Here is a 19,598-nt window from a genome sequence, read left to right as displayed (position 1 = left end):
CGCAGGGTCTTGCGCGAACTCAGCTTATGGCTTGGGAAAAACATTCGGTTCGGCCTGCACCAAAGCAAAGCGCGGCACCTGCTCGCCGTCAACTTCGACCGACTCCAGGAACATGCTCAAGGGACGTACCCAAAAGCCGTAATCGCCATACAGGGCTTGGTAGAAGACCACTTCTTCTTCGGTTTCCGAATGCCGCGCAATACTAAATACACGGTACTGCGGACCTTTGTAATGTTGGTAGAGCCCAGGTTGTATCGGCATGCTTCGGCCCTCACTCAAATTTTTTCAAAATAAAAGCAAAAATAAATTCAGAAAAACAAAAACCGGGGCACTTGGCCCCGGCTTCCGTCAACGGAACGCTTAAACGCGTTCGAAGACGGTGGAGATGCCTTGGCCGAGACCAATGCACATGGTGGCTACCCCAAAGGTGCCGCCATTTTGCTTCATCACATTCAGCAAAGTGCCCGAAATACGCGCACCGGAGCAACCAAACGGGTGACCCAGGGCGATCGCGCCGCCGTGCAGGTTAACCTTCTCGTTCATCTTGTCGAGTACTTTCAGATCTTTCAGCACTGGCAGGGCCTGTGCGGCGAAAGCTTCGTTGAGCTCGAAGAAGTCGATATCGGTAATGCCAAGGCCCGCGCGCTTCAGTGCTTTCTGTGTGGCCGGTACTGGACCATAGCCCATGATTGCCGGGTCCACACCTGCGACCGCCATCGAACGAATCACTGCCAGGGGTTGGATACCCAGGTCTTGTGCGCGCTGCGCCGACATCACGATCATGCACGAAGCACCATCGGTGATCTGCGACGAAGTACCGGCTGTCACGGTGCCGCCCTTTGGGTTAAACGCTGGCTTCAACGCCGCCAGGCTTTCCAGGGTGGTTTCCGGACGAATGGTTTCGTCGTAGTCGAACAGTTTCAGGAAACCGTTCTCGTCGTAGCCCTGCATCGGGATGATTTCGTCTTTGAATTTGCCTTCCACTGTCGCCTTGTGGGCGAGTTGGTGGGAGCGCACGCCGAAAGCGTCCTGTTGTTCGCGAGTGATGCCGTGCATTTTGCCCAGCATTTCAGCGGTCAGGCCCATCATGCCCGAGGCTTTCGCCGCGTACAGGGACATGTGCGGGTTCGGATCGACACCGTGCATCATGCTCACGTGGCCCATATGCTCGACGCCACCCACCACGAACACGTCACCGTTGCCGGTCATGATCGCTTGCGCGGCAGTGTGCAGGGCGCTCATCGACGAGCCACACAGACGGCTGACGGTCTGACCGGCCGAGGTGTGCGGGATCTGGGTCATCAGCGACGCCATGCGCGCAATGTTCCAGCCCTGCTCCAGGGTCTGGTTCACACAGCCCCAGATCACGTCTTCGACTTCGTTCGGGTCGACCTTGACGTTACGTTCCAGCAGTTTGCTGATCAGGTGCGCCGACATGTCTTCGGCACGGGTGTTGCGGTGCATGCCGCCCTTGGAGCGGCCCATCGGAGTACGACCGAAGTCGACAATCACGACGTCTCTAGGATTCAAGCTCATAAGTTCACTCTCACTCTAGTTGGGGGCGCTTAACCGAAGAAGCTCTGGCCGTTTTTGGCCATTTCACGCAGCTTCGCGGTCGGGTGGTACAGCGCGCCCAAATCAGCGTACTGGTCAGCCAGGGCAACGAACTCGGCAACACCGATCGAATCGATGTAGCGCAGCGCACCGCCACGGAATGGAGGGAAACCAATACCGTAAACCAGACCCATGTCGGCTTCGGCGGCGGTTTCTACGATGCCGTCTTCCAGGCAACGCACGGTTTCCAGGCACAGCGGGATCATCATCCAGTTGATGATGTCTTCGTCGGTGACTTCGCGCTGTTCATACACGATTGGCTTGAGCACTTCCAGAACCGACGGATCGGCCACTTTCTTCTGCTTGCCTTTCTTGTCGGTCTCATAGGCGTAGAAGCCCTTGCCGTTCTTCTGACCCAGGCGCTTGGCTTCGTAGAGCACGTCTACGGCCGAACGACGGTCGTCTTTCATACGGTCCGGGAAACCCTCAGCCATTACGTCACGGCCGTGGTGACCGGTGTCGATACCGACCACGTCCATCAGGTATGCCGGGCCCATCGGCCAGCCGAATTTTTCCATGATCTTGTCGATACGGACGAAGTCCACGCCGGCGCTGACCAGCTTGGCGAAACCGCCGAAGTACGGGAACAGCACGCGGTTGACCAGGAAGCCCGGGCAGTCGTTGACGACGATCGGGTTCTTGCCCATTTTCTTGGCGTAGGCAACGGTGGTGGCAACAGCCAGCTCGCTGGACTTCTCGCCACGGATCACTTCCACCAGCGGCATCATGTGCACCGGGTTGAAGAAGTGCATGCCGACGAAGTTTTCCGGACGCTTGAGGGCTTTGGCCAACAGGCTGATGGAAATGGTCGAGGTGTTGGACGCGAGGATGGTGTCCTCTTTGACCTTGTCTTCGACTTCTGCCAGCACAGCTTGCTTGACCTTAGGGTTCTCGACGACCGCTTCAACCACCAGGTCCACGTGACCGAAATCACCGTAGGACAGGGTCGGACGAATGCCGTTGAGCACTTCTGCCATTTTCGCGGCGGTCATGCGGCCTTTATCAACGCGGCCAACCAGCAGTTTGGCGGCTTCGGCCAGACCCTGCTCGATACCGTGCTCGTTGATGTCCTTCATCAGGATCGGCGTGCCTTTGGAAGCCGACTGATAGGCGATACCGCCACCCATGATGCCAGCGCCCAGTACGGCAGCCTGCTTCACGTCTTTGGCGATTTCATCGTAGGCCTTGGCCTTTTTCTTCAGTTCCTGATCGTTCAGGAACAAGCCGATCAAGCTCTGCGCGGCAGAGGTCTTGGCCAGTTTGACGAAACCGGCAGCTTCAATTTCCAGAGCCTTGTCGCGACCGAAGTTCGCGGCTTTCTGGATGGTCTTGATCGCTTCAACCGGCGCCGGGTAGTTCGGGCCAGCCTGGCCGGCCACGAAACCTTTGGCGGTTTCGAAAGCCATCATTTGTTCGATAGCGTTCAGCTTGAGTTTTTCAAGCTTCGGCTGGCGCTTGGCCTTGTAGTCGAACTCGCCGGAGATAGCGCGCTTGATCAGTTCCAGCGCAGCTTCCTGCAGCTTCTCAGGCGCTACTACTGCGTCCACTGCGCCAACTTTCAGCGCGTCTTCAGGACGGTTTTCCTTGCCGGCGGCAATCCATTCGATGGCGTTATCGGCACCGATCAGACGCGGCAGACGAACAGTACCGCCGAAGCCCGGGTAGATGCCCAGCTTGACTTCCGGCAGGCCGATCTTGGCCTTGGTGGACATGACGCGGTAGTCCGCCGCCAGGCACATTTCCAGACCGCCACCCAGAGCGATGCCGTTGATCGCGGCTACGGTCGGGACGTTGAGGTCTTCGAAATCGCTGAAAATCTTGTTGGCTTCGAGGTTGCCTGCAACAAGCTCTGCATCCGGCAGCTTGAAGTTGTCGACAAATTCGGTGATGTCGGCGCCGACGATGAATACGTCCTTGCCACTGCTGACGATCACACCCTTGATCGAAGCATCTGCCTTGATGGTGTCTACGGCCTGACGCAGTTCGTTCAGGGTTAGACGGTTGAACTTGTTGACGGACTCACCCTTGAGATCGAACTTCAGTTCGACGATGCCACTTTCAAGAGCCTTAACCGTGATGGCTTTACCTTCGTAAATCATCAACTGATCTCCACGATATGGAAGCTGAACAGTACACGTCGGACGCAGGAGGATGGCTGGGCAGGGACGTTATTCGTCGATGCTACGCCTATCCACCCAACACACCCGCCAACGCGATAGTCGGGATTCTGTAGGAGCGGTCTGAAATACAAACGCTCAATTCATACGCCCGTTTGATTTGGGTACGTCACCTTCACGGAATTTCCGACAATTGTCAATCGCCCAAAATACGGGTTGAAACGCGACTTTCCGGTCATATCCGTACCGCGAAGCCCCTCAACACGCCAATGCATGTGAGGTCATTCATAGGATCAATCATTAGAAAAGTCGCCCTAATTCCCGGCGCCCTGTGTTTAACAAGCTACGCTGGCGGGATCTCGGTAAAAATATGAACGCTTTTGGCGAATGCCCAGCGTAAGATCAGCCCACAAAGAATTACCGGCCTGCCTGGCCACCCCGCCCGATGATGTTGTCGGGCTTTTTATTGCCTGCGGGAATACGGGCTCATGTAGACGCTGCCGAAGGCTGCGATCTCTTGATCTTGTTTGTACAAAACCCAAGTGAAAAGATCGCAGCCTTCGGCAGTTCCTACAGGGAATTTCGTTGGATGGGATTCAGGCGAGCGCCTTGAGGGTGGCATCAATGTGCTGCAATACCTCGGCCTCGCCCTTCTCGCCCCAATACAAAGCGATCATCTGCTTGTCAGCCTCGACCTTGTAGACGTTGTCCGGCAATTTTTCGAAATGATTGAGCACCGCCCGATCTTCGCAGACCTCCTGCCACTGATTCACCCAAACACCCGGTGATTTCTGCCAGTAACTCCAACATGCCGGCTGAGTGCCGCGTCGAGGCCGGTGGTATTGCGCACAAGGGCTTGGCGGCTCCTGACTGAGCCAGTGTGGCCATTCCTGCGGTGCCAGTTGCATGGCCAACCCAATGCGTCGCGCCTCCATCCGCAGGGCCATGCGTCCGCTCTGATGGCGAGAGGGTCGTAACCATGCCAAGGGGCTAAGCACCACCAGCAGGATTGACACCACTATCCAGACCGTCATATCTGTACTCCCGATTCTTGATGAGCGCATTCAGTCACTTTGGAACCAATGCGCTTGAAACCAGCCATACTTACCAATATCGCAATCCTCAGGAGGAGCACCTCATGCCCTACAACCACATTCTGGTCGCTGTAGATCTAACCGAAGAGTGCGACCCTGTAATCCACCGTGCCCGCGAACTGTCGGTGAGCAACGGCGCGAAGCTTTCGCTGGTGCACATTGTCGAGCCAATGGCTATGGCCTTTGGCGGTGACGTGCCGATGGACCTGTCACAACTGCAACAACAACAGTTCGACCAGGCCAAGGAACGTCTCGACCGGTTGATCGTGAAATATCCGGAGCTTTCCAAGGAATACAGCCACCTGACCTACGGCCAGCCACGCCAGGAGATTCACCACCTGGCCAAAGAGCAAGGTTGTGACATGATCGTGGTAGGCAGTCACGGGCGGCATGGCCTGGCATTGCTGCTGGGCTCCACCGCCAATGATGTACTGCATGGCGCGCCTTGTGATGTGCTGGCGGTACGACTGCAAAATAAAAGCTGACAATACAAAACCCTGTAGGAGCTGCCGCAGGCTGCGATCTTTTGATTTTTTGAAAAACAAAGTCAAAAGATCGCAGCCTGCGGCAGCTCCTACAAAAAGCCCGGCGTTCACTTGAGTGAAGCCGGGCTTTTTTATTGCAGGTTCAATCAGGCATCCAGTTCAGCCCAACGCTCGACCATCACGTCGAGTTCAGCTTGCAATTGCTCAAGCTGTGCGATCACAGCAGCGGTTTCGGCAGCCGGGCGCTGGTAGAAGCCGGCATCGGCCATCTGCGCCTCAACGGCGGCGATCTGCTGTTCCATGGCTTCGATCTGCCCCGGCAACGCTTCCAGCTCACGCTGCAATTTGTAGCTGAGCTTTTTCTTCGCGACCGGCGCTTCAACTGCCGCAGCGACCGGCGCAGGCTCAGCCTTCACCACAGCGGAGTTCAAGTCTGCCTTGCCGGACTTGCTTTCGGTCACGCCCAGCAGGCGCGGCGAACCGCCCTGACGCAGCCAGTCCTGATAACCACCGACGTACTCGCGAACCTTGCCTTCACCTTCGAAGACCAGGGTGCTGGTGACCACGTTGTCGAGGAATGCCCGGTCGTGGCTGACCATCAGCACGGTGCCGTTGAAAGTCAGCAGAACCTCTTCGAGCAGTTCGAGGGTTTCGACGTCGAGGTCGTTGGTCGGTTCGTCGAGGACCAACAGGTTCGCCGGCTTGCTGAACAGCTTGGCCAGCAACAGACGGGCACGCTCGCCACCGGACAGCGCCTTGACCGGCGTGCGCGCACGCTGCGGACTGAACAGGAAGTCGCCGAGGTAGCTCAACACGTGGCGGCTCTGGCCGTCGATATCGATGAAGTCACGACCTTCGGCGACGTTGTCGATCACGGTTTTTTCCAGGTCCAGCTGATGACGCAACTGGTCGAAGTAGGCAACGTCAATCTTCGTGCCCTCTTCCACCTTGCCGCTGGTGGGCTGCAAGCCACTGAGCATCAGCTTCAGCAGCGTGGTCTTGCCGGTACCGTTGGAGCCCAGCAGACCGATACGGTCGCCGCGCTGCAGGACCATGGAGAAGTCCTTGATCAGGAACGGGCCGCCCGGGTGAGCGAAACTCACATTCTCGAGGACCATGACCTGCTTGCCGGACTTGTCGGCGGTGTCCAGTTGAATGTTGGCTTTGCCGGTACGCTCACGACGCTCGCTACGCTCGACGCGCAGGGCCTTGAGGGCGCGTACGCGACCTTCGTTACGGGTACGACGAGCCTTGATGCCCTGGCGAATCCACACTTCTTCCTGAGCCAGACGCTTGTCGAACAGCGCGTTAGCGGTGGCTTCGGCGGCCAGTTCGGCTTCTTTGTGCACCAGGAAACTGGCGTAGTCGCCGTTCCAGTCGATCAGGCCACCGCGATCCAGTTCGAGAATGCGGGTTGCGAGGTTTTGCAGGAAAGAACGGTCGTGCGTGATGAACAGCACGGCGCCCTGAAAATCCTTCAAGGCTTCTTCGAGCCAGGCAATCGCACCGATGTCCAGGTGGTTGGTTGGCTCGTCGAGCAGCAGCAAGTCCGGCTCGGAAACCAAGGCCTGGGCGAGCAGGACGCGACGACGCCAGCCGCCAGACAACTCGGCGAGGGTCTTGTCGGCTGGTAGCTGAAGGCGGCTCAGAGTGCTGTCGACCAGGGTCTGCAAGCGCCATCCATCACGGGCTTCGAGGTCATGCTGGACGTGCATCAGCTTGTCCAGGTCCTCGGCGGTGACGATGTTCTGGCTCAGGTGATGGTATTCGGCAAGCAGTGCGCCGACACCGTCAAGACCTTCGGCAACCACGTCGAACACCGTCCGCTCGTCGGCTACCGGCAATTCTTGCGGCAATTCGCCGATCTTGAGCCCGGGTGCGCGCCAAACGGAGCCCTCATCGGGCTTCTGGTCGCCCTTGACGAGCTTCATCATGCTGGACTTGCCAGTGCCATTGCGGCCGATGATGCACACCCGCTCTCCACGGGCGATCTGCCAGGACACCTTGTCCAACAACGGCATAGCGCCGAAAGCAAGGGACACATCGCTGAATTTGAGCAGGGTCATGAGCTTCTCCAAAAACCGGGCGCGCATTCTACCTGACTTGAGGCTTCAGAAGGCCGGCAATTTCACTGTCGAAGTACTCTGCACAACAAATGTTGCGAACTTATGCAGACAGGCCCGCAAAGCTTTCGCCCGCTGCTGGCAAAAGGCTAAGCTACAAACAATTCAGTGCGGGCATCGCCAGCACTTGTCATGATTTCTCTGCCCGGACGTCTCATGCGCAGTCGCCTTTTCAATCTTTTGTCGTGTTTTTTACTGTCTGCCGCTGCCGTTCAATCCGCCCAGGCGGTGGACCTGTCCACCCAACGCCAATATTACGATGAAGCCAAACGCGCCCTGGCCAAGGGCGACACCGGTCCCTATTTTCGTTACAGCCAGGCCCTCAGCGACTACCCGCTGGAGCCTTACCTTGCGTATGACGAGCTGACCGCGCGACTGAAAACCGCGAGCAATGAAGAAATCGAAAAATTTCTCGCTGAACATGGCGACCTGCCACAAGCCAACTGGATGAAATTGCGCTGGCTGCGCTGGCTGGCCGATCGCGGCGACTGGGCGACGTTCGTCAAATATTACGACCCCAAGATGAATTTCACTGAATTGGACTGCCTGAACGCGCAGTACCAGATCAGCCACAACCTCAAGACCGAGGGTTACGCCAACGCCAACAAACTCTGGCTGACCGGCAAATCACAACCCGAGGCATGTGACTCGTTGTTCGGCATGTGGGCCGCCGAAGGCCAGTTGACCGAGCAGAAACGCTGGGAGCGCGCCAAGCTTGCCGCCCAGACGCGTAACTACCCACTGGCCAACAGCCTGGTCAACGGCATGACCACCCTCGCCCCTCGCGGTCGCCTGTTGATCGACGTGGCGCAGAAACCCGAGCTGCTCAACCAGCCGTCACGCTTCACCCCAGCCGACGAGCCTATGTCGGATATCGTCAGCCTTGGCCTGCGTCGCCTGGCCCGCCAGGACCCGGACAAGGCCATGGATCTGTTGGACGGTTACGCCACGAGCATGCACTTTTCCCGTGATGAAAAAGTGGCGATCGCCCGGGAAATCGGCCTGACGCTCGCGCGCCGTTTTGACAGCCGCGCACTGGATGTGATGACCAAGTACGACCCGGAACTGCGCGACAACACTGTGTCCGAATGGCGTTTGCGTCTGTTGCTGCGTCTGGCCCGTTGGGACGACGCCTACCAGTTGACCCGCCGCCTGCCGCAAGACCTGGCGACCACCAACCGCTGGCGCTACTGGCAGGCCCGCAGCCTGGAACTGGCGCAACCGCAGAACCCGGAAGCGCAGACGCTCTATAAAAGCCTCGCCCGCGAACGCGATTTTTATGGCTTCCTCGCCGCCGATCGTTCGCAGTCGCCCTATTCGCTGCTGAACAAACCGCTGGTGCTGAGCCAGGCGACCATCAACAAGGTTCGCAATACACCCGGTGTGCGCCGCGCCCTGGAATTTCACGCCCGTGGGCAAGTCGTCGATGGTCGCCGCGAGTGGTACTACGTCAGCCGGCACTTCAACCGTGACGAAATGGTCGCCCAGGCAAAACTGGCTTACGACCTGAAATGGTATTTCCCGGCGATCCGCACCATCAGCCAGGCGCAGTATTGGGATGACCTGGACATCCGCTTCCCGATGGCTCACCGCGAAACCCTGGTCCGTGAAGCCAAAAACCGTGGCCTGCATTCGAGTTGGGTGTTCGCCATTACCCGCCAGGAAAGCGCCTTCATGGACGACGCCCGCTCCGGCGTCGGTGCCTCTGGCCTGATGCAACTGATGCCCGGCACCGCCAAGGAAACCGCACGCAAGTTCAGCATTCCGTATGCCTCGCCGCAGCAGTTGCTCGACCCGGACAAGAATATTCAACTCGGTGCCGCATACCTGAGTCAGGTCCACAGCCAGTTCAACGGTAACCGCGTCCTCGCCTCCGCCGCCTACAACGCCGGCCCAGGCCGCGTACGCCAGTGGTTGCGCGGCGCTGATCACCTGAGCTTCGACGTATGGGTGGAAAGCATCCCGTTCGACGAAACCCGTCAATACGTGCAGAACGTGCTGTCGTACTCGGTGATCTACGGCCAGAAACTCAACTCGCCGCAACCGCTAGTGGATTGGCATGAGCGGTACTTCGACGATCAATAACCGGTAACTCCAGTTATGTAGGAGCTGTCGAGAGAAACGAGGCTGCGATCTTTTGATTTTGGTTTTTTAAGATCACGATCAAAAGATCGCAGCCTCGTTTCACTCGACAGCTCCTACAGATTCAGTGTTGAACTGCAACGCCGCCAATCGCGCATACAGTGCGTTACTGGCGATGAGTTCCTGATGCGTCCCCACTGCCACTAGTTTTCCTTGGTCCATCACCGCGATGCGATCGGCGTTTTTCACCGTGGCCAGGCGATGGGCAATGACCAGGGTGGTGCGGTTTTTCATCAGGCTTGGCAGTGCTTGCTGGATCAGGTATTCGCTCTGGGCATCGAGGGCGCTGGTGGCTTCATCGAGCAGCAGGATCGGCGCGTCCACCAGCAGCGCCCGCGCGATAGCCAGGCGCTGGCGCTGGCCGCCGGACAAGCCAAGACCACCATCGCCCAGATGGGTCTGGTAACCGCTCGGCATCGCTTCGATAAAGTCGTGGGCGTAGGCGATTTTTGCCGCTTCCTGGACCTCTGCCAGTGTCGCCGTGGGGTTGCCATAGCGGATGTTCTCTTCGATGCTGCCGAAAAACAGCGCCGGGTTTTGTGAGACAAGCGCAAAACAGCGGCGCAGGTCCAGCGGATCGAGTCGGGTCAGGGGCACGCCATCGAGCAGGATGCGTCCTTCGGCGGGGTCGTAAAAACGCAACAGCAAGTCATACACCGTCGACTTGCCGGCACCGGACGGCCCGACCAGCGCTAGCGTTTCTCCGGCCTTGACGGTCAGACTCAAACCATCGACGGCGTAGCTTTCGGCTCGCGACGGGTAGGAAAAGCGCACGTCTTGCAACTGAATATCGCCCTTCACCCGCGCAGGCAACGTCACAAGATCGGTGGATGGCGGCTGAATGATATTTTCCGAACGAAGCAACTCGGCGATCCGTTCCGCCGCGCCTGCCGCGCGCTGCAATTCACCGACCACTTCACTCAAAGTGCCAAACGCACTGCCGACGATCAGGCTATAGAAGACAAACGCCGCCAGCTCTCCCCCGGAAATTCGCCCGGCAATCACGTCCATGCCACCGACCCAGAGCATGACGCCCACTGCGCCTAACACCAGCACGATCACCAGGGTAATCAACCAGGCCCGCTGAAAAATGCGTTTGCGCGCCGTGTCGAATGCATCTTCCACGGTCACGGCAAAACGTTGTTCGTCCTGGGGCTGGTGGTTGTAGGCCTGCACGGTTTTGATCTGACCAAGGGTTTCGGAGACGTAGCTACCGATATCAGCAATCCGGTCCTGACTCAGGCGCGACAGGCTGCGCACCCGACGACCGAAGATCAGGATGGGCGCGATCACCAGCGGCAAAGCGACCACTACTATGCTGGTGAGCTTGGGGTTGGTCACAAACAGCAGGACGATCCCGCCGATCACCATCAGCAAATTGCGCAAAAACAGCGACAACGAAGAGCCGATCACGGATTGCAGCAACGTGGTATCAGTGGTCAGTCGCGACTGAATCTCGGAGCTGCGGTTGTTTTCGTAGAACCCTGGATGCAGGTAAATCAGGTGATTGAACACTTGACGGCGGATGTCGGCGACGCAGCGCTCACCAATCCACGACACCAGGTAAAAACGCGCGAAGGTGCCGACCGCCAGGCCGATCACCAGCAGCATGAACAAGCCAATGGACTGATTGAGCAAGTGCGGTGATTGGGTCACAAAGCCTTGATCCACCAGCAGGCGGATGCCCTGGCCCATGGACAAGGTAATCGCCGCCGTGACGATCAATGCGAACAATGCACCGATAGCGTGCCAGCGGTAAGGCGCGATGAAACGGCTGGCCAGGCGAATGGCTCGGCGGTGACGAACAGAGAGCATTGGCATTATCCAGGACGGAGAAATTGATAAGGTCAGGCTACACAGCTCAAATGGGGGGGAACTTGGTAAATCACAATGAGTCAGGTTAATTATGACCGCCCTTACTAGACACTAGACGCTATTGGTCTAAGGTCCGGGTGGCAACCTCGTGGATTTTCTGGTGGACTGGTATTGCCGCCATGTAGAGATCGCAGGGAGTTGTCACAGCTTGGTCACCTGGTGGTTCTACAGTAAGCACACAACCTGATGAGGAGACAGGCCATGTCCTTGCAAAACAGCAGTGATGACAAGATTCAAGTGATCCGCACACAGCCAGACCAGTCTCTGGGTTGCTCGATTATCGACGCAGAAGGCCGTGAAGTACCGATCACTGAAGACATGATCCAGAAAGCGTGCAGCGAACTGGAAAAGCGATTGGTCAAGCCTGCCGAACAAAAGTGATATAGCCACCGTCTTCTTGACCCGGCCCTGATGGCCGGGTTTTTTGTGGCCGAAGTATCGCTTTCCTGCACGGGGTCAGATTGATGTTGAACCGAGGGCGGCCACAATTTTCTGCAGTTCAGGCGCATTCCCGTCGATCCGCACTTTCAAGGCATCGATCTCACGCCGAGCGGGATAGTTTTTGCGCAGCATGTCGAATGCCGCACGTTGCTCACTGACACTGCCTACAAGGCTACGGCGGAAATCCGCATCATCACGTCGCGGGTCGTACACGCCACGGCACAACATCGCCAGCGTCCAGGCGGGATCGCTTTCAGCGCTCAAAGTCACTTCGGACAACCACGGTGCTGGCAGCAAATCGCTCAAACTGACTTGGGGCGGTTGCCCAAGGAAGTCGCAGTACGCTTGATAAATCTGCGCCGTCCCACGTTGTTTGCCGTCCAGGCTGTAACCGGCAATGTGCGGTGTCGCCAGCACGCAGAGATCGGCCAGCGCCACATCGACCTCCGGCTCGCCCTCCCAGACATCGAGCACCGCTTGCAGGTCTTCGCGCTCCAGTAGTACATCACGCAACGCCGCGTTGTTCACCACCGGCCCACGGCTGGCATTGATCAGCCAGGTGCCGGGTTTGAGTTGGTTCAGACGGTCTTTATCAAACAGATGCCAGGTCGACTGCGCGCCCTGCTTGGTTAATGGCGTGTGCAGGCTGATCACGTCGCACGCTTCGATGATCTGCTCAAGGCTGACGTAGTCGCCGCCTTCTGCAGCCTGACGTGGCGGATCGCAAACCAGTACGTTCCAGCCTAGCCCCTTCAGGACGTTGGCCAGCCGGCCGCCCACTTCACCGGCCCCGACCACGCCGTAAGTACGCTGCTTCAGGTCGACGCCTTCGATCTCGGCCAGGGTCAACAGGCTACCGAGTACATAGTCAACCACGCCCCGTGCATTGCAGCCTGGTGCGCTGGACCAGGCAATGCCGGCGTGTTTGAAGTAATCCAGATCCAGGTGATCGGTGCCAATGGTGCAGGTGCCGACAAAACGTACCTTGCTGCCTTCGAGTAACGCGCGGTTGACGTTGGTCACCGAGCGCACCAGCAACACATCGGCCTGTTCGACGGTGGCGCGGTCGATGGAACGCCCCGGCACCCGGCGGATTTCACCGAAACCTTCAAAGAAGGCGTCAAGCAGGGGGATATTTTCGTCGGCAACAATCAGCATGGCAGGCTCCTTTGGCGGATCGGCAGTGTAGGCGTAGATGGTCCAGAACGCCTAGCCCACATCCCCTTAACCCCACGTCCGGTTCTTATGTAGGAGCTGTCGCAGGCTGCGGCAGCTCATACAGGGACCGCGTTTCCCTGTAGGAGCTGTCGAGTGAAACGAGGCTGCGATCTTTTGGGGTGACAAAAGATCAAAAGTTCGCAGCCTGCGGCAGCTCCTACACGGGGGATGCGGTGTATGTGATTACAAATCCGCAACAACGGTCTTTTCCTGACCGCTGCGTCAACGCGTAGAATGCGCGCCTGCGCATCAAAACCTTTTGGACGTTTCGCCCTTGAACTCTGTGACTGACCGCCCTGCCGCTAGTACTTTAAATCGCCCGGCCCGGGTTCGCCTGGAGCTGAAAAACCTGCTGGCCCTGGCGCTGCCGATCATGATCGCGCAACTGGCGACCACGGCGATGGGCTTCGTCGATGCGGTAATGGCCGGTCGGGTGGGGCCGCGCGACCTGGCGGCGGTGGCGCTGGGCAACTCGATCTGGGTGCCGGTATTCCTGCTGATGACCGGCACTCTGCTGGCCACCACGCCGAAAGTCGCCCAGCGTTTCGGTGCCGGCACTCACAGCGAAATCGGCCCGATCGTGCGTCAGGCATTGTGGCTGGCATTGGTGGTCGGCGTGATAGCGACCTGCTTGCTGTTCAGTGCCGAGCCGATCTTGCGCTTCATGAAGGTCGATCCCGAACTGATCGGCCCGTGCATGCAATACCTGCATGGCATCGCCAGCGGTTTGCCCGCCGTCGCCTTCTACCATGTGCTGCGCTGCTTCAGCGACGGCCTGGGCCGAACCCGCCCGGCGATGGTGCTGGGCCTGTGCGGTCTGGCGCTGAATATTCCGCTGAACTACATCTTCATTTATGGCCACTTCGGCGTACCGGCCATGGGCGGCGTCGGCTGCGGCTGGGCCACGGCGATCGTGATGTGGGTGATGGCGCTGGGCATGGCCGGTTGGGAACGCTGGGCGCCGGCGTATCAGTCGAGCCAATTGTTCAGCCGTTTCGATTGGCCGCAATGGTCGGTGATCAAGCGCCTGCTGGGCATCGGCTTGCCCATCGGCATAGCGGTATTCGCCGAGTCGAGCATTTTTGCCGTGATCGCCCTGCTGATCGGCAGCCTCGGTGCCACCGTGGTGGCCGGGCACCAGATCGCGCTGAACTTCAGCTCGCTGGTGTTCATGATTCCCTACTCTCTCGGCATGGCCGTAACCGTGCGGGTCGGCCAGGCACTCGGGCGTCAGGAACCGCGCACGGCACGCTTCGCGGCGGGTGTCGGCATGGGCACCGCGCTGGCGTATGCATGCATTTCCGCAAGCATGATGCTGTTGCTGCGCGAGCACATCGCCACGATCTACACGGCGGACCCGACGGTGATCAAAGTCGCGGCGATGCTGATCGTGTATTCGGCACTGTTCCAGTTTTCCGATGCGATCCAGGTCACCGCGGCCGGTGCGCTGCGGGGTTATCAGGACACCCGGGTGACGATGATCCTGACACTGTTCGCCTACTGGGGTATTGGTTTGCCGGTGGGTTACGCCCTTGGCCTGACCGACTGGCTCGGTGCGCCAAGCGGCCCGAGCGGGCTGTGGCAGGGTTTGATCGTGGGCTTGAGTTGCGCGGCGCTGATGCTGTCTATCCGCCTGACGCGCAGTGCACGCAAGCGTATCCGCAACGCCCGGATCTGACCCTGTGGGAGCCAGCCTGCTGGCGATTGCGGTGTTTCAGTCAACAATGATGTTGAGTTTGAATCAGCCATCGCCAGCAGGCTGGCTCCCACAGTAGTTTTTGAGGGTCAACCGGATTTTTTGCGGATCCAGTACAGGTAGGTGCCTGCATCTTCATGTTGCGCGACCAGTTCGTGGTCGAGAAACACGCAGAACTTGGGGATGTCGCGACGGGTCGACGGGTCGGTGGCGATCACCTTCAGCAGGCCGCCGGGTACCAGGTCACGGATGTGCTGGTGCAACATCATCACCGGTTCCGGGCAGTTGAGGCCGGTGGCGTCGAGGGTGCCGTCAACCGGCGTATCAATCATTTCACTCATGATTTGCTCCTGAAACTTGCCGGCATTGTCGCGCATTGCCGAAGCTCTTAACAAATTACCTGACACAACACCGCACCTGTAGGAGCTGCCGCAGGCTGCGATCTTTTGATCTTGACCTTAAAAAAAATCAAAGGATCGCAGCCTTCGGCAGCTCCTACATGGCCAATCAGCTAGCGAGATTTTGGTTTTTTCACGTCGAGCCGACGAAGATGGCAAGTCACTTCCTCGCGGTCGTGATACAGCTGCTTGCAGCCGATTTCGACCTTGATGCCCCGCGCCTTGAAGCCGTCGGCGATGCGTTCCAGCAGACGCTTCACTTCGGCGTAACGCTGTTTCATCGGCAACTTGAGGTTAACCACTGCTTCGCGGCAATGCCCCTCGCCGATCCACTCTTCCAACATCGCGGCATTGCGCGCCGGTTTCTCGACGATGTCGCACACCATCCAGTCCACCGGTTGCTTGGGCTTGAAGGTGAAACCGTCGGCCATCAAATGTTGCACCAGCCCCGTGTCCATCAGGCTTTCGGCCATCGGACCGTTGTCGATGGCGGTCACCAGCATGCCGCGGTTGACCAGTTGCCAGGTCCAGCCGCCAGGTGCAGCGCCCAGATCGACGCCGGTCATGTCGCTGTGCAGGCGCTCGTCCCACTGGTCGCGAGGGATGAAATGGTGCCAGGCCTCTTCCAGTTTCAGGGTCGAACGGCTTGGCGCCTCGCGGGGGAATTTCAAACGTGGAATGCCCATCGGCCACATCGCCGAGTTATTCGACTCCGCCAAGCCCATGAACACTTCACGGCCGCTTTTGAAGGTCAGCAGCAGGCGCGGCTTGTGGGCGTCTTCCACCAGTTTGCCGGCGGCGATCAGCGCCTTGCGCAAGTGGACTTCGAATTTCTTGCAGAAATTCGACAGTTCCTTGCCATCGTTGGTGTCGACCATTTCCAACCACAGGCTGCCGCACAGCGGAAAGTCCGCCATGTGGGCGAGGATCACGCTGATGCGGTCGGTTTCCGGCAAATCGATGAAAACACCACGCGCCCATTGGCGCGGGAAGATCAGTTGATCGAAACGCTGACCGCGCATCAGCCGTTCGGCGCCGCCTTCTTCGGTGCAGACAAATTCGGCGCAGGCGCTGGCGGTTTTGGCCTTGGCATAGCCGGACACGTTCAGCTGTGCGGCGAGGTCAGAAATCTCGGAACAGACTTCGCCTTCGAAGCCCGGCCGGCAATGCATAAAGAGGGTGTTCATTTTTACTCCTGGGCAGATGGCGAGACATTCAACCACTGCGCGATGCCCAGGCTTGCTCTTAAGCAAAGCCTGTCACGAAAACCGGCGCATGATAGCTGACTTCGGAACCCTGGACCTGCCCATAGAGTCCAGTTATTAGCCAGCTACTGAAAACAGGGCTAGGTTTAATGCTCTGCCCGTTCCCTCTGTCCGTAGCCGTGCGGACTCAAAGGAGTGACCGTAATGCCGTCCCTCGATAGCCTGAACACCCTTAAAACCCTGCAAGTCGACGACAAGACCTACCACTATTTCAGCCTGCCGGATGCCGCCAGAAGCCTGGGCGACCTGGACAAGCTACCCATGTCGTTGAAAGTGCTGCTGGAAAACCTGTTGCGCTGGGAAGACGAAAAAACCGTCACCGGCGCTGACCTCAAAGCGATTGCCGCCTGGCTCAAGGAACGCCGCTCCGATCGCGAAATCCAATACCGCCCGGCGCGGGTACTGATGCAAGACTTCACCGGCGTGCCCGCCGTGGTCGATCTGGCCGCCATGCGCGCGGCAATGGCCAAGGCCGGCGGCGACCCGCAGCGAATCAACCCACTGTCACCGGTGGACCTGGTGATCGACCACTCGGTGATGGTCGACAAATTCGCCAGCAGCAGCGCCTTCGAACAGAACGTCGACATCGAAATGCAGCGCAATGGCGAGCGTTATGCATTCCTGCGCTGGGGCCAGAGTGCTTTCGACAACTTCAGCGTGGTGCCACCAGGCACTGGCATCTGCCATCAGGTGAACCTGGAATACCTGGGCCGCACGGTCTGGACCAAGGACGAGGACGGCCGCACTTACGCCTTTCCCGACACCCTGGTGGGCACCGACTCCCACACCACCATGATCAATGGCCTCGGCGTGCTCGGTTGGGGCGTCGGCGGCATCGAAGCGGAAGCCGCGATGCTCGGCCAGCCGGTGTCGATGCTGATTCCGGAAGTGATCGGCTTCAAACTAACCGGCAAGCTCAAGGAAGGCATCACCGCCACCGACCTGGTGCTGACCGTTACCCAGATGCTGCGCAAGAAAGGCGTGGTCGGCAAATTCGTCGAGTTCTACGGCGATGGCCTGGCCGATCTGCCGCTGGCGGACCGCGCGACCATCGCCAACATGGCCCCGGAATACGGCGCCACCTGCGGTTTCTTCCCGGTGGACGACGTGACGCTGGAATACCTGCGCCTGTCCGGCCGCCCCGTCGCAACCGTAAAACTGGTCGAGGCCTATAGCAAAGCTCAGGGCTTGTGGCGCCTGCCGGGCAAGGAACCGGTGTTCACCGATAGCCTGGCGCTGGACATGGCCAGCGTCGAAGCCAGCCTTGCCGGACCGAAACGCCCACAGGACCGGGTTTCGTTGCCGAATGTCGCGCAAGCGTTCAGCGACTTCCTCGGCCTGACGCTCAAACCCACCAGCAAGGAAGTCGGTCGTCTGGAAAGCGAGGGCGGTGGTGGTGTAGCGGTCGGCAATGCGGACATGGCCGGCGAAGCGGACTACGACTTCGAAGGCCAGACTCATCGGCTGAAAAACGGCGCGGTGGTGATTGCCGCGATCACCTCCTGCACCAACACCTCCAACCCGAGCGTAATGATGGCCGCCGGGCTGGTGGCAAAGAAAGCGGTGGAAAAAGGCCTGCAACGCAAGCCTTGGGTGAAAACCTCGCTGGCTCCCGGCTCGAAAGTGGTTACCGACTACTACAAGGCTGCCGGCCTGACACAGTACCTCGACCAACTCGGTTTCGATCTGGTCGGTTATGGCTGCACCACCTGCATCGGCAACTCCGGCCCGTTGCCGGAGCCAATCGAAAAAGCCATCCAGCAAGCCGACCTGACGGTGGCCTCGGTGTTATCGGGTAACCGTAACTTTGAAGGCCGGGTTCACCCGCTGGTGAAAACCAACTGGTTGGCCTCGCCGCCGCTGGTGGTCGCGTATGCGCTGGCCGGCACCGTGCGCATCGACCTCAGCACCGAGCCGCTGGGCAGCGACCAGAATGGCAACCTGGTTTATCTGCGGGACATTTGGCCGAGCAGTAAGGAGATCGCCGAAGCGGTGGAGCGGGTCAACACGGCGATGTTCCACAAGGAATACGCCGAGGTATTTGCCGGCGACGAGCAGTGGCAAGCCATCGAAGTGCCGCAAGCCGCCACTTATGTCTGGCAGGCCGATTCGACCTACATCCAGCATCCGCCCTTCTTCGATGACATCGGTGGCCCGCCACCCGTGGTCAAGGACGTTGCAGGTGCGCGCGTCCTCGCGCTGCTGGGCGACTCGGTGACCACCGACCACATCTCCCCGGCCGGCAACATCAAGGCCGACAGCCCGGCGGGTCGCTACTTGCGCGAGAAAGGTGTGGAACCGCGGGACTTCAATTCCTACGGCTCACGCCGTGGCAACCACGAAGTGATGATGCGCGGCACCTTCGCCAACATCCGCATTCGCAACGAAATGCTCGGCGGTGAAGAAGGCGGCAACACCCTCTACATCCCGACCGGTGAGAAGCTGGCGATCTACGACGCGGCCATGCGTTATCAAGCGTCGGGCACGCCGCTGGTGGTAATCGCGGGGCAAGAATACGGCACTGGATCGAGCCGCGACTGGGCGGCCAAAGGCACCAATCTGCTGGGGGTCAAAGCGGTCATTGCCGAAAGTTTCGAACGGATTCACCGCTCCAACCTGGTGGGTATGGGCGTACTGCCGTTGCAGTTCAAACTCGATCAAAACCGCAAGAGCCTGAATCTGACCGGCAAGGAAACCGTGGACATTCTTGGCCTGACCGGTGTCGAGCTGACGCCACGGATGAACCTTACGCTTGTCATCAACCGTGAAAATGGTACGAGCGAGAAAGTCGAGGTGCTGTGCCGGATCGATACGCTAAATGAGGTGGAGTACTTCAAGTCGGGGGGGATTTTGCATTATGTGTTGCGGCAGTTGATTGCCTCTTGATCGCTTGATCACACAGACACCGCCTTCGGGCGGTGTTTTTTTGATTGGGCCCCAGACATCCCTGTGGGAGCGAGCCTGCTCGCGATAGCGGAGTGTCAGGCAACACTAATGTTGGATGTGATCCCCATCGCGAGCAGGCTTGCGCCTACAAAGGACTGTGGCGTTTCATTTGTTGATGTATCCGATGCTCGCGGGCTGACGCAAGGGTCGTTTTGCGACGCGCTGCTGATAATCGAAAAATAAT

At 58.9% G+C, this 19,598-nt stretch carries 14 protein-coding genes; 5 read left to right on the top strand and 9 right to left on the bottom strand.

Annotated elements, in window-relative coordinates; translation table 11 throughout:
• Positions 1–24: 24 nt before the first annotated feature.
• The 4 genes from KUF73_RS00965 to KUF73_RS00950 form a co-directional block, all read right to left on the bottom strand.
• Positions 25–261, bottom strand: coding sequence for a DUF1653 domain-containing protein (locus tag KUF73_RS00965; RefSeq protein WP_218436180.1), 237 nt, complete (start codon positions 259–261; stop codon positions 25–27).
• Positions 262–360: 99 nt separating this feature from the next.
• Positions 361–1,536, bottom strand: coding sequence for an acetyl-CoA C-acyltransferase FadA (gene fadA, locus KUF73_RS00960; protein ID WP_218436179.1), 1,176 nt, complete (start codon positions 1,534–1,536; stop codon positions 361–363).
• Between the two features lie 29 nt (positions 1,537–1,565).
• Positions 1,566–3,713 carry a fatty acid oxidation complex subunit alpha FadB gene (fadB, locus tag KUF73_RS00955; RefSeq protein ID WP_218436178.1) on the bottom strand — a complete coding sequence of 716 codons (2,148 nt, stop codon included), beginning with the start codon at positions 3,711–3,713 and terminating at the stop codon, positions 1,566–1,568.
• A gap of 614 nt (positions 3,714–4,327) precedes the next feature.
• Positions 4,328–4,765, bottom strand: coding sequence for a hypothetical protein (locus KUF73_RS00950; protein ID WP_218436177.1), 438 nt, complete (start codon positions 4,763–4,765; stop codon positions 4,328–4,330).
• 104 nt (positions 4,766–4,869) lie between these two features.
• On the opposite strand from KUF73_RS00950, the gene KUF73_RS00945 reads away from it, so the two are divergent.
• On the top strand, positions 4,870–5,310 hold the full coding sequence (locus KUF73_RS00945; RefSeq protein WP_218436176.1) for a universal stress protein: 441 nt from the start codon (positions 4,870–4,872) through the stop codon (positions 5,308–5,310).
• A 146-nt stretch (positions 5,311–5,456) separates the two neighbouring features.
• Here KUF73_RS00945 and KUF73_RS00940 read toward each other — a convergent pair whose 3' ends face one another.
• Positions 5,457–7,376, bottom strand: coding sequence for an ATP-binding cassette domain-containing protein (locus tag KUF73_RS00940; protein WP_218436175.1), 1,920 nt, complete (start codon positions 7,374–7,376; stop codon positions 5,457–5,459).
• A gap of 213 nt (positions 7,377–7,589) precedes the next feature.
• Between KUF73_RS00940 and KUF73_RS00935 the strand changes: the two genes are divergently transcribed.
• Positions 7,590–9,518, top strand: a complete 1,929-nt coding sequence (locus tag KUF73_RS00935) for a transglycosylase SLT domain-containing protein (RefSeq protein WP_218436174.1) — start codon at positions 7,590–7,592, stop codon at positions 9,516–9,518.
• A gap of 99 nt (positions 9,519–9,617) precedes the next feature.
• Here the strand turns inward: KUF73_RS00935 and KUF73_RS00930 are convergent, their stop codons facing one another.
• Positions 9,618–11,396 (bottom strand): ABC transporter transmembrane domain-containing protein, encoded by a 1,779-nt coding sequence (locus KUF73_RS00930; RefSeq protein WP_218436173.1) that lies wholly within the window; start codon positions 11,394–11,396, stop codon positions 9,618–9,620.
• Between the two features lie 255 nt (positions 11,397–11,651).
• Here KUF73_RS00930 and KUF73_RS00925 point away from each other — a divergent pair, with 255 nt between their 5' ends.
• Positions 11,652–11,831, top strand: coding sequence for a PA1571 family protein (locus KUF73_RS00925; protein ID WP_218436172.1), 180 nt, complete (start codon positions 11,652–11,654; stop codon positions 11,829–11,831).
• A gap of 75 nt (positions 11,832–11,906) precedes the next feature.
• Here KUF73_RS00925 and pdxB read toward each other — a convergent pair whose 3' ends face one another.
• Positions 11,907–13,049, bottom strand: a complete 1,143-nt coding sequence (gene pdxB / locus KUF73_RS00920) for a 4-phosphoerythronate dehydrogenase PdxB (protein WP_218436171.1) — start codon at positions 13,047–13,049, stop codon at positions 11,907–11,909.
• 334 nt (positions 13,050–13,383) lie between these two features.
• On the opposite strand from pdxB, the gene KUF73_RS00915 reads away from it, so the two are divergent.
• Positions 13,384–14,787: an MATE family efflux transporter gene (locus KUF73_RS00915; protein WP_218436170.1), complete on the top strand. Its 1,404-nt coding sequence runs from the start codon at positions 13,384–13,386 to the stop codon at positions 14,785–14,787.
• 107 nt (positions 14,788–14,894) lie between these two features.
• Here KUF73_RS00915 and tusA read toward each other — a convergent pair whose 3' ends face one another.
• Complete coding sequence (tusA, locus tag KUF73_RS00910; protein WP_218436169.1) at positions 14,895–15,146, bottom strand: sulfurtransferase TusA; 252 nt, start codon at positions 15,144–15,146, stop codon at positions 14,895–14,897.
• 170 nt (positions 15,147–15,316) lie between these two features.
• The gene (gene rlmM / locus KUF73_RS00905; protein WP_218436168.1) at positions 15,317–16,390 is read right to left on the bottom strand and encodes a 23S rRNA (cytidine(2498)-2'-O)-methyltransferase RlmM; all 1,074 of its coding nucleotides are present in this window, start codon (positions 16,388–16,390) and stop codon (positions 15,317–15,319) included.
• Between the two features lie 222 nt (positions 16,391–16,612).
• On the opposite strand from rlmM, the gene acnA reads away from it, so the two are divergent.
• Positions 16,613–19,354: an aconitate hydratase AcnA gene (acnA, locus tag KUF73_RS00900; RefSeq protein ID WP_218436167.1), complete on the top strand. Its 2,742-nt coding sequence runs from the start codon at positions 16,613–16,615 to the stop codon at positions 19,352–19,354.
• The last annotated feature ends 244 nt before the right edge of the window (positions 19,355–19,598 follow it).

It is taken from the genome of Pseudomonas sp. PD9R (assembly GCF_019200975.1).
Classification (GTDB): domain Bacteria; phylum Pseudomonadota; class Gammaproteobacteria; order Pseudomonadales; family Pseudomonadaceae; genus Aquipseudomonas.
The sequence above is the reverse complement of the archived record's forward strand: the minus strand, read 5'-3'. Positions and strand labels throughout refer to the sequence as shown.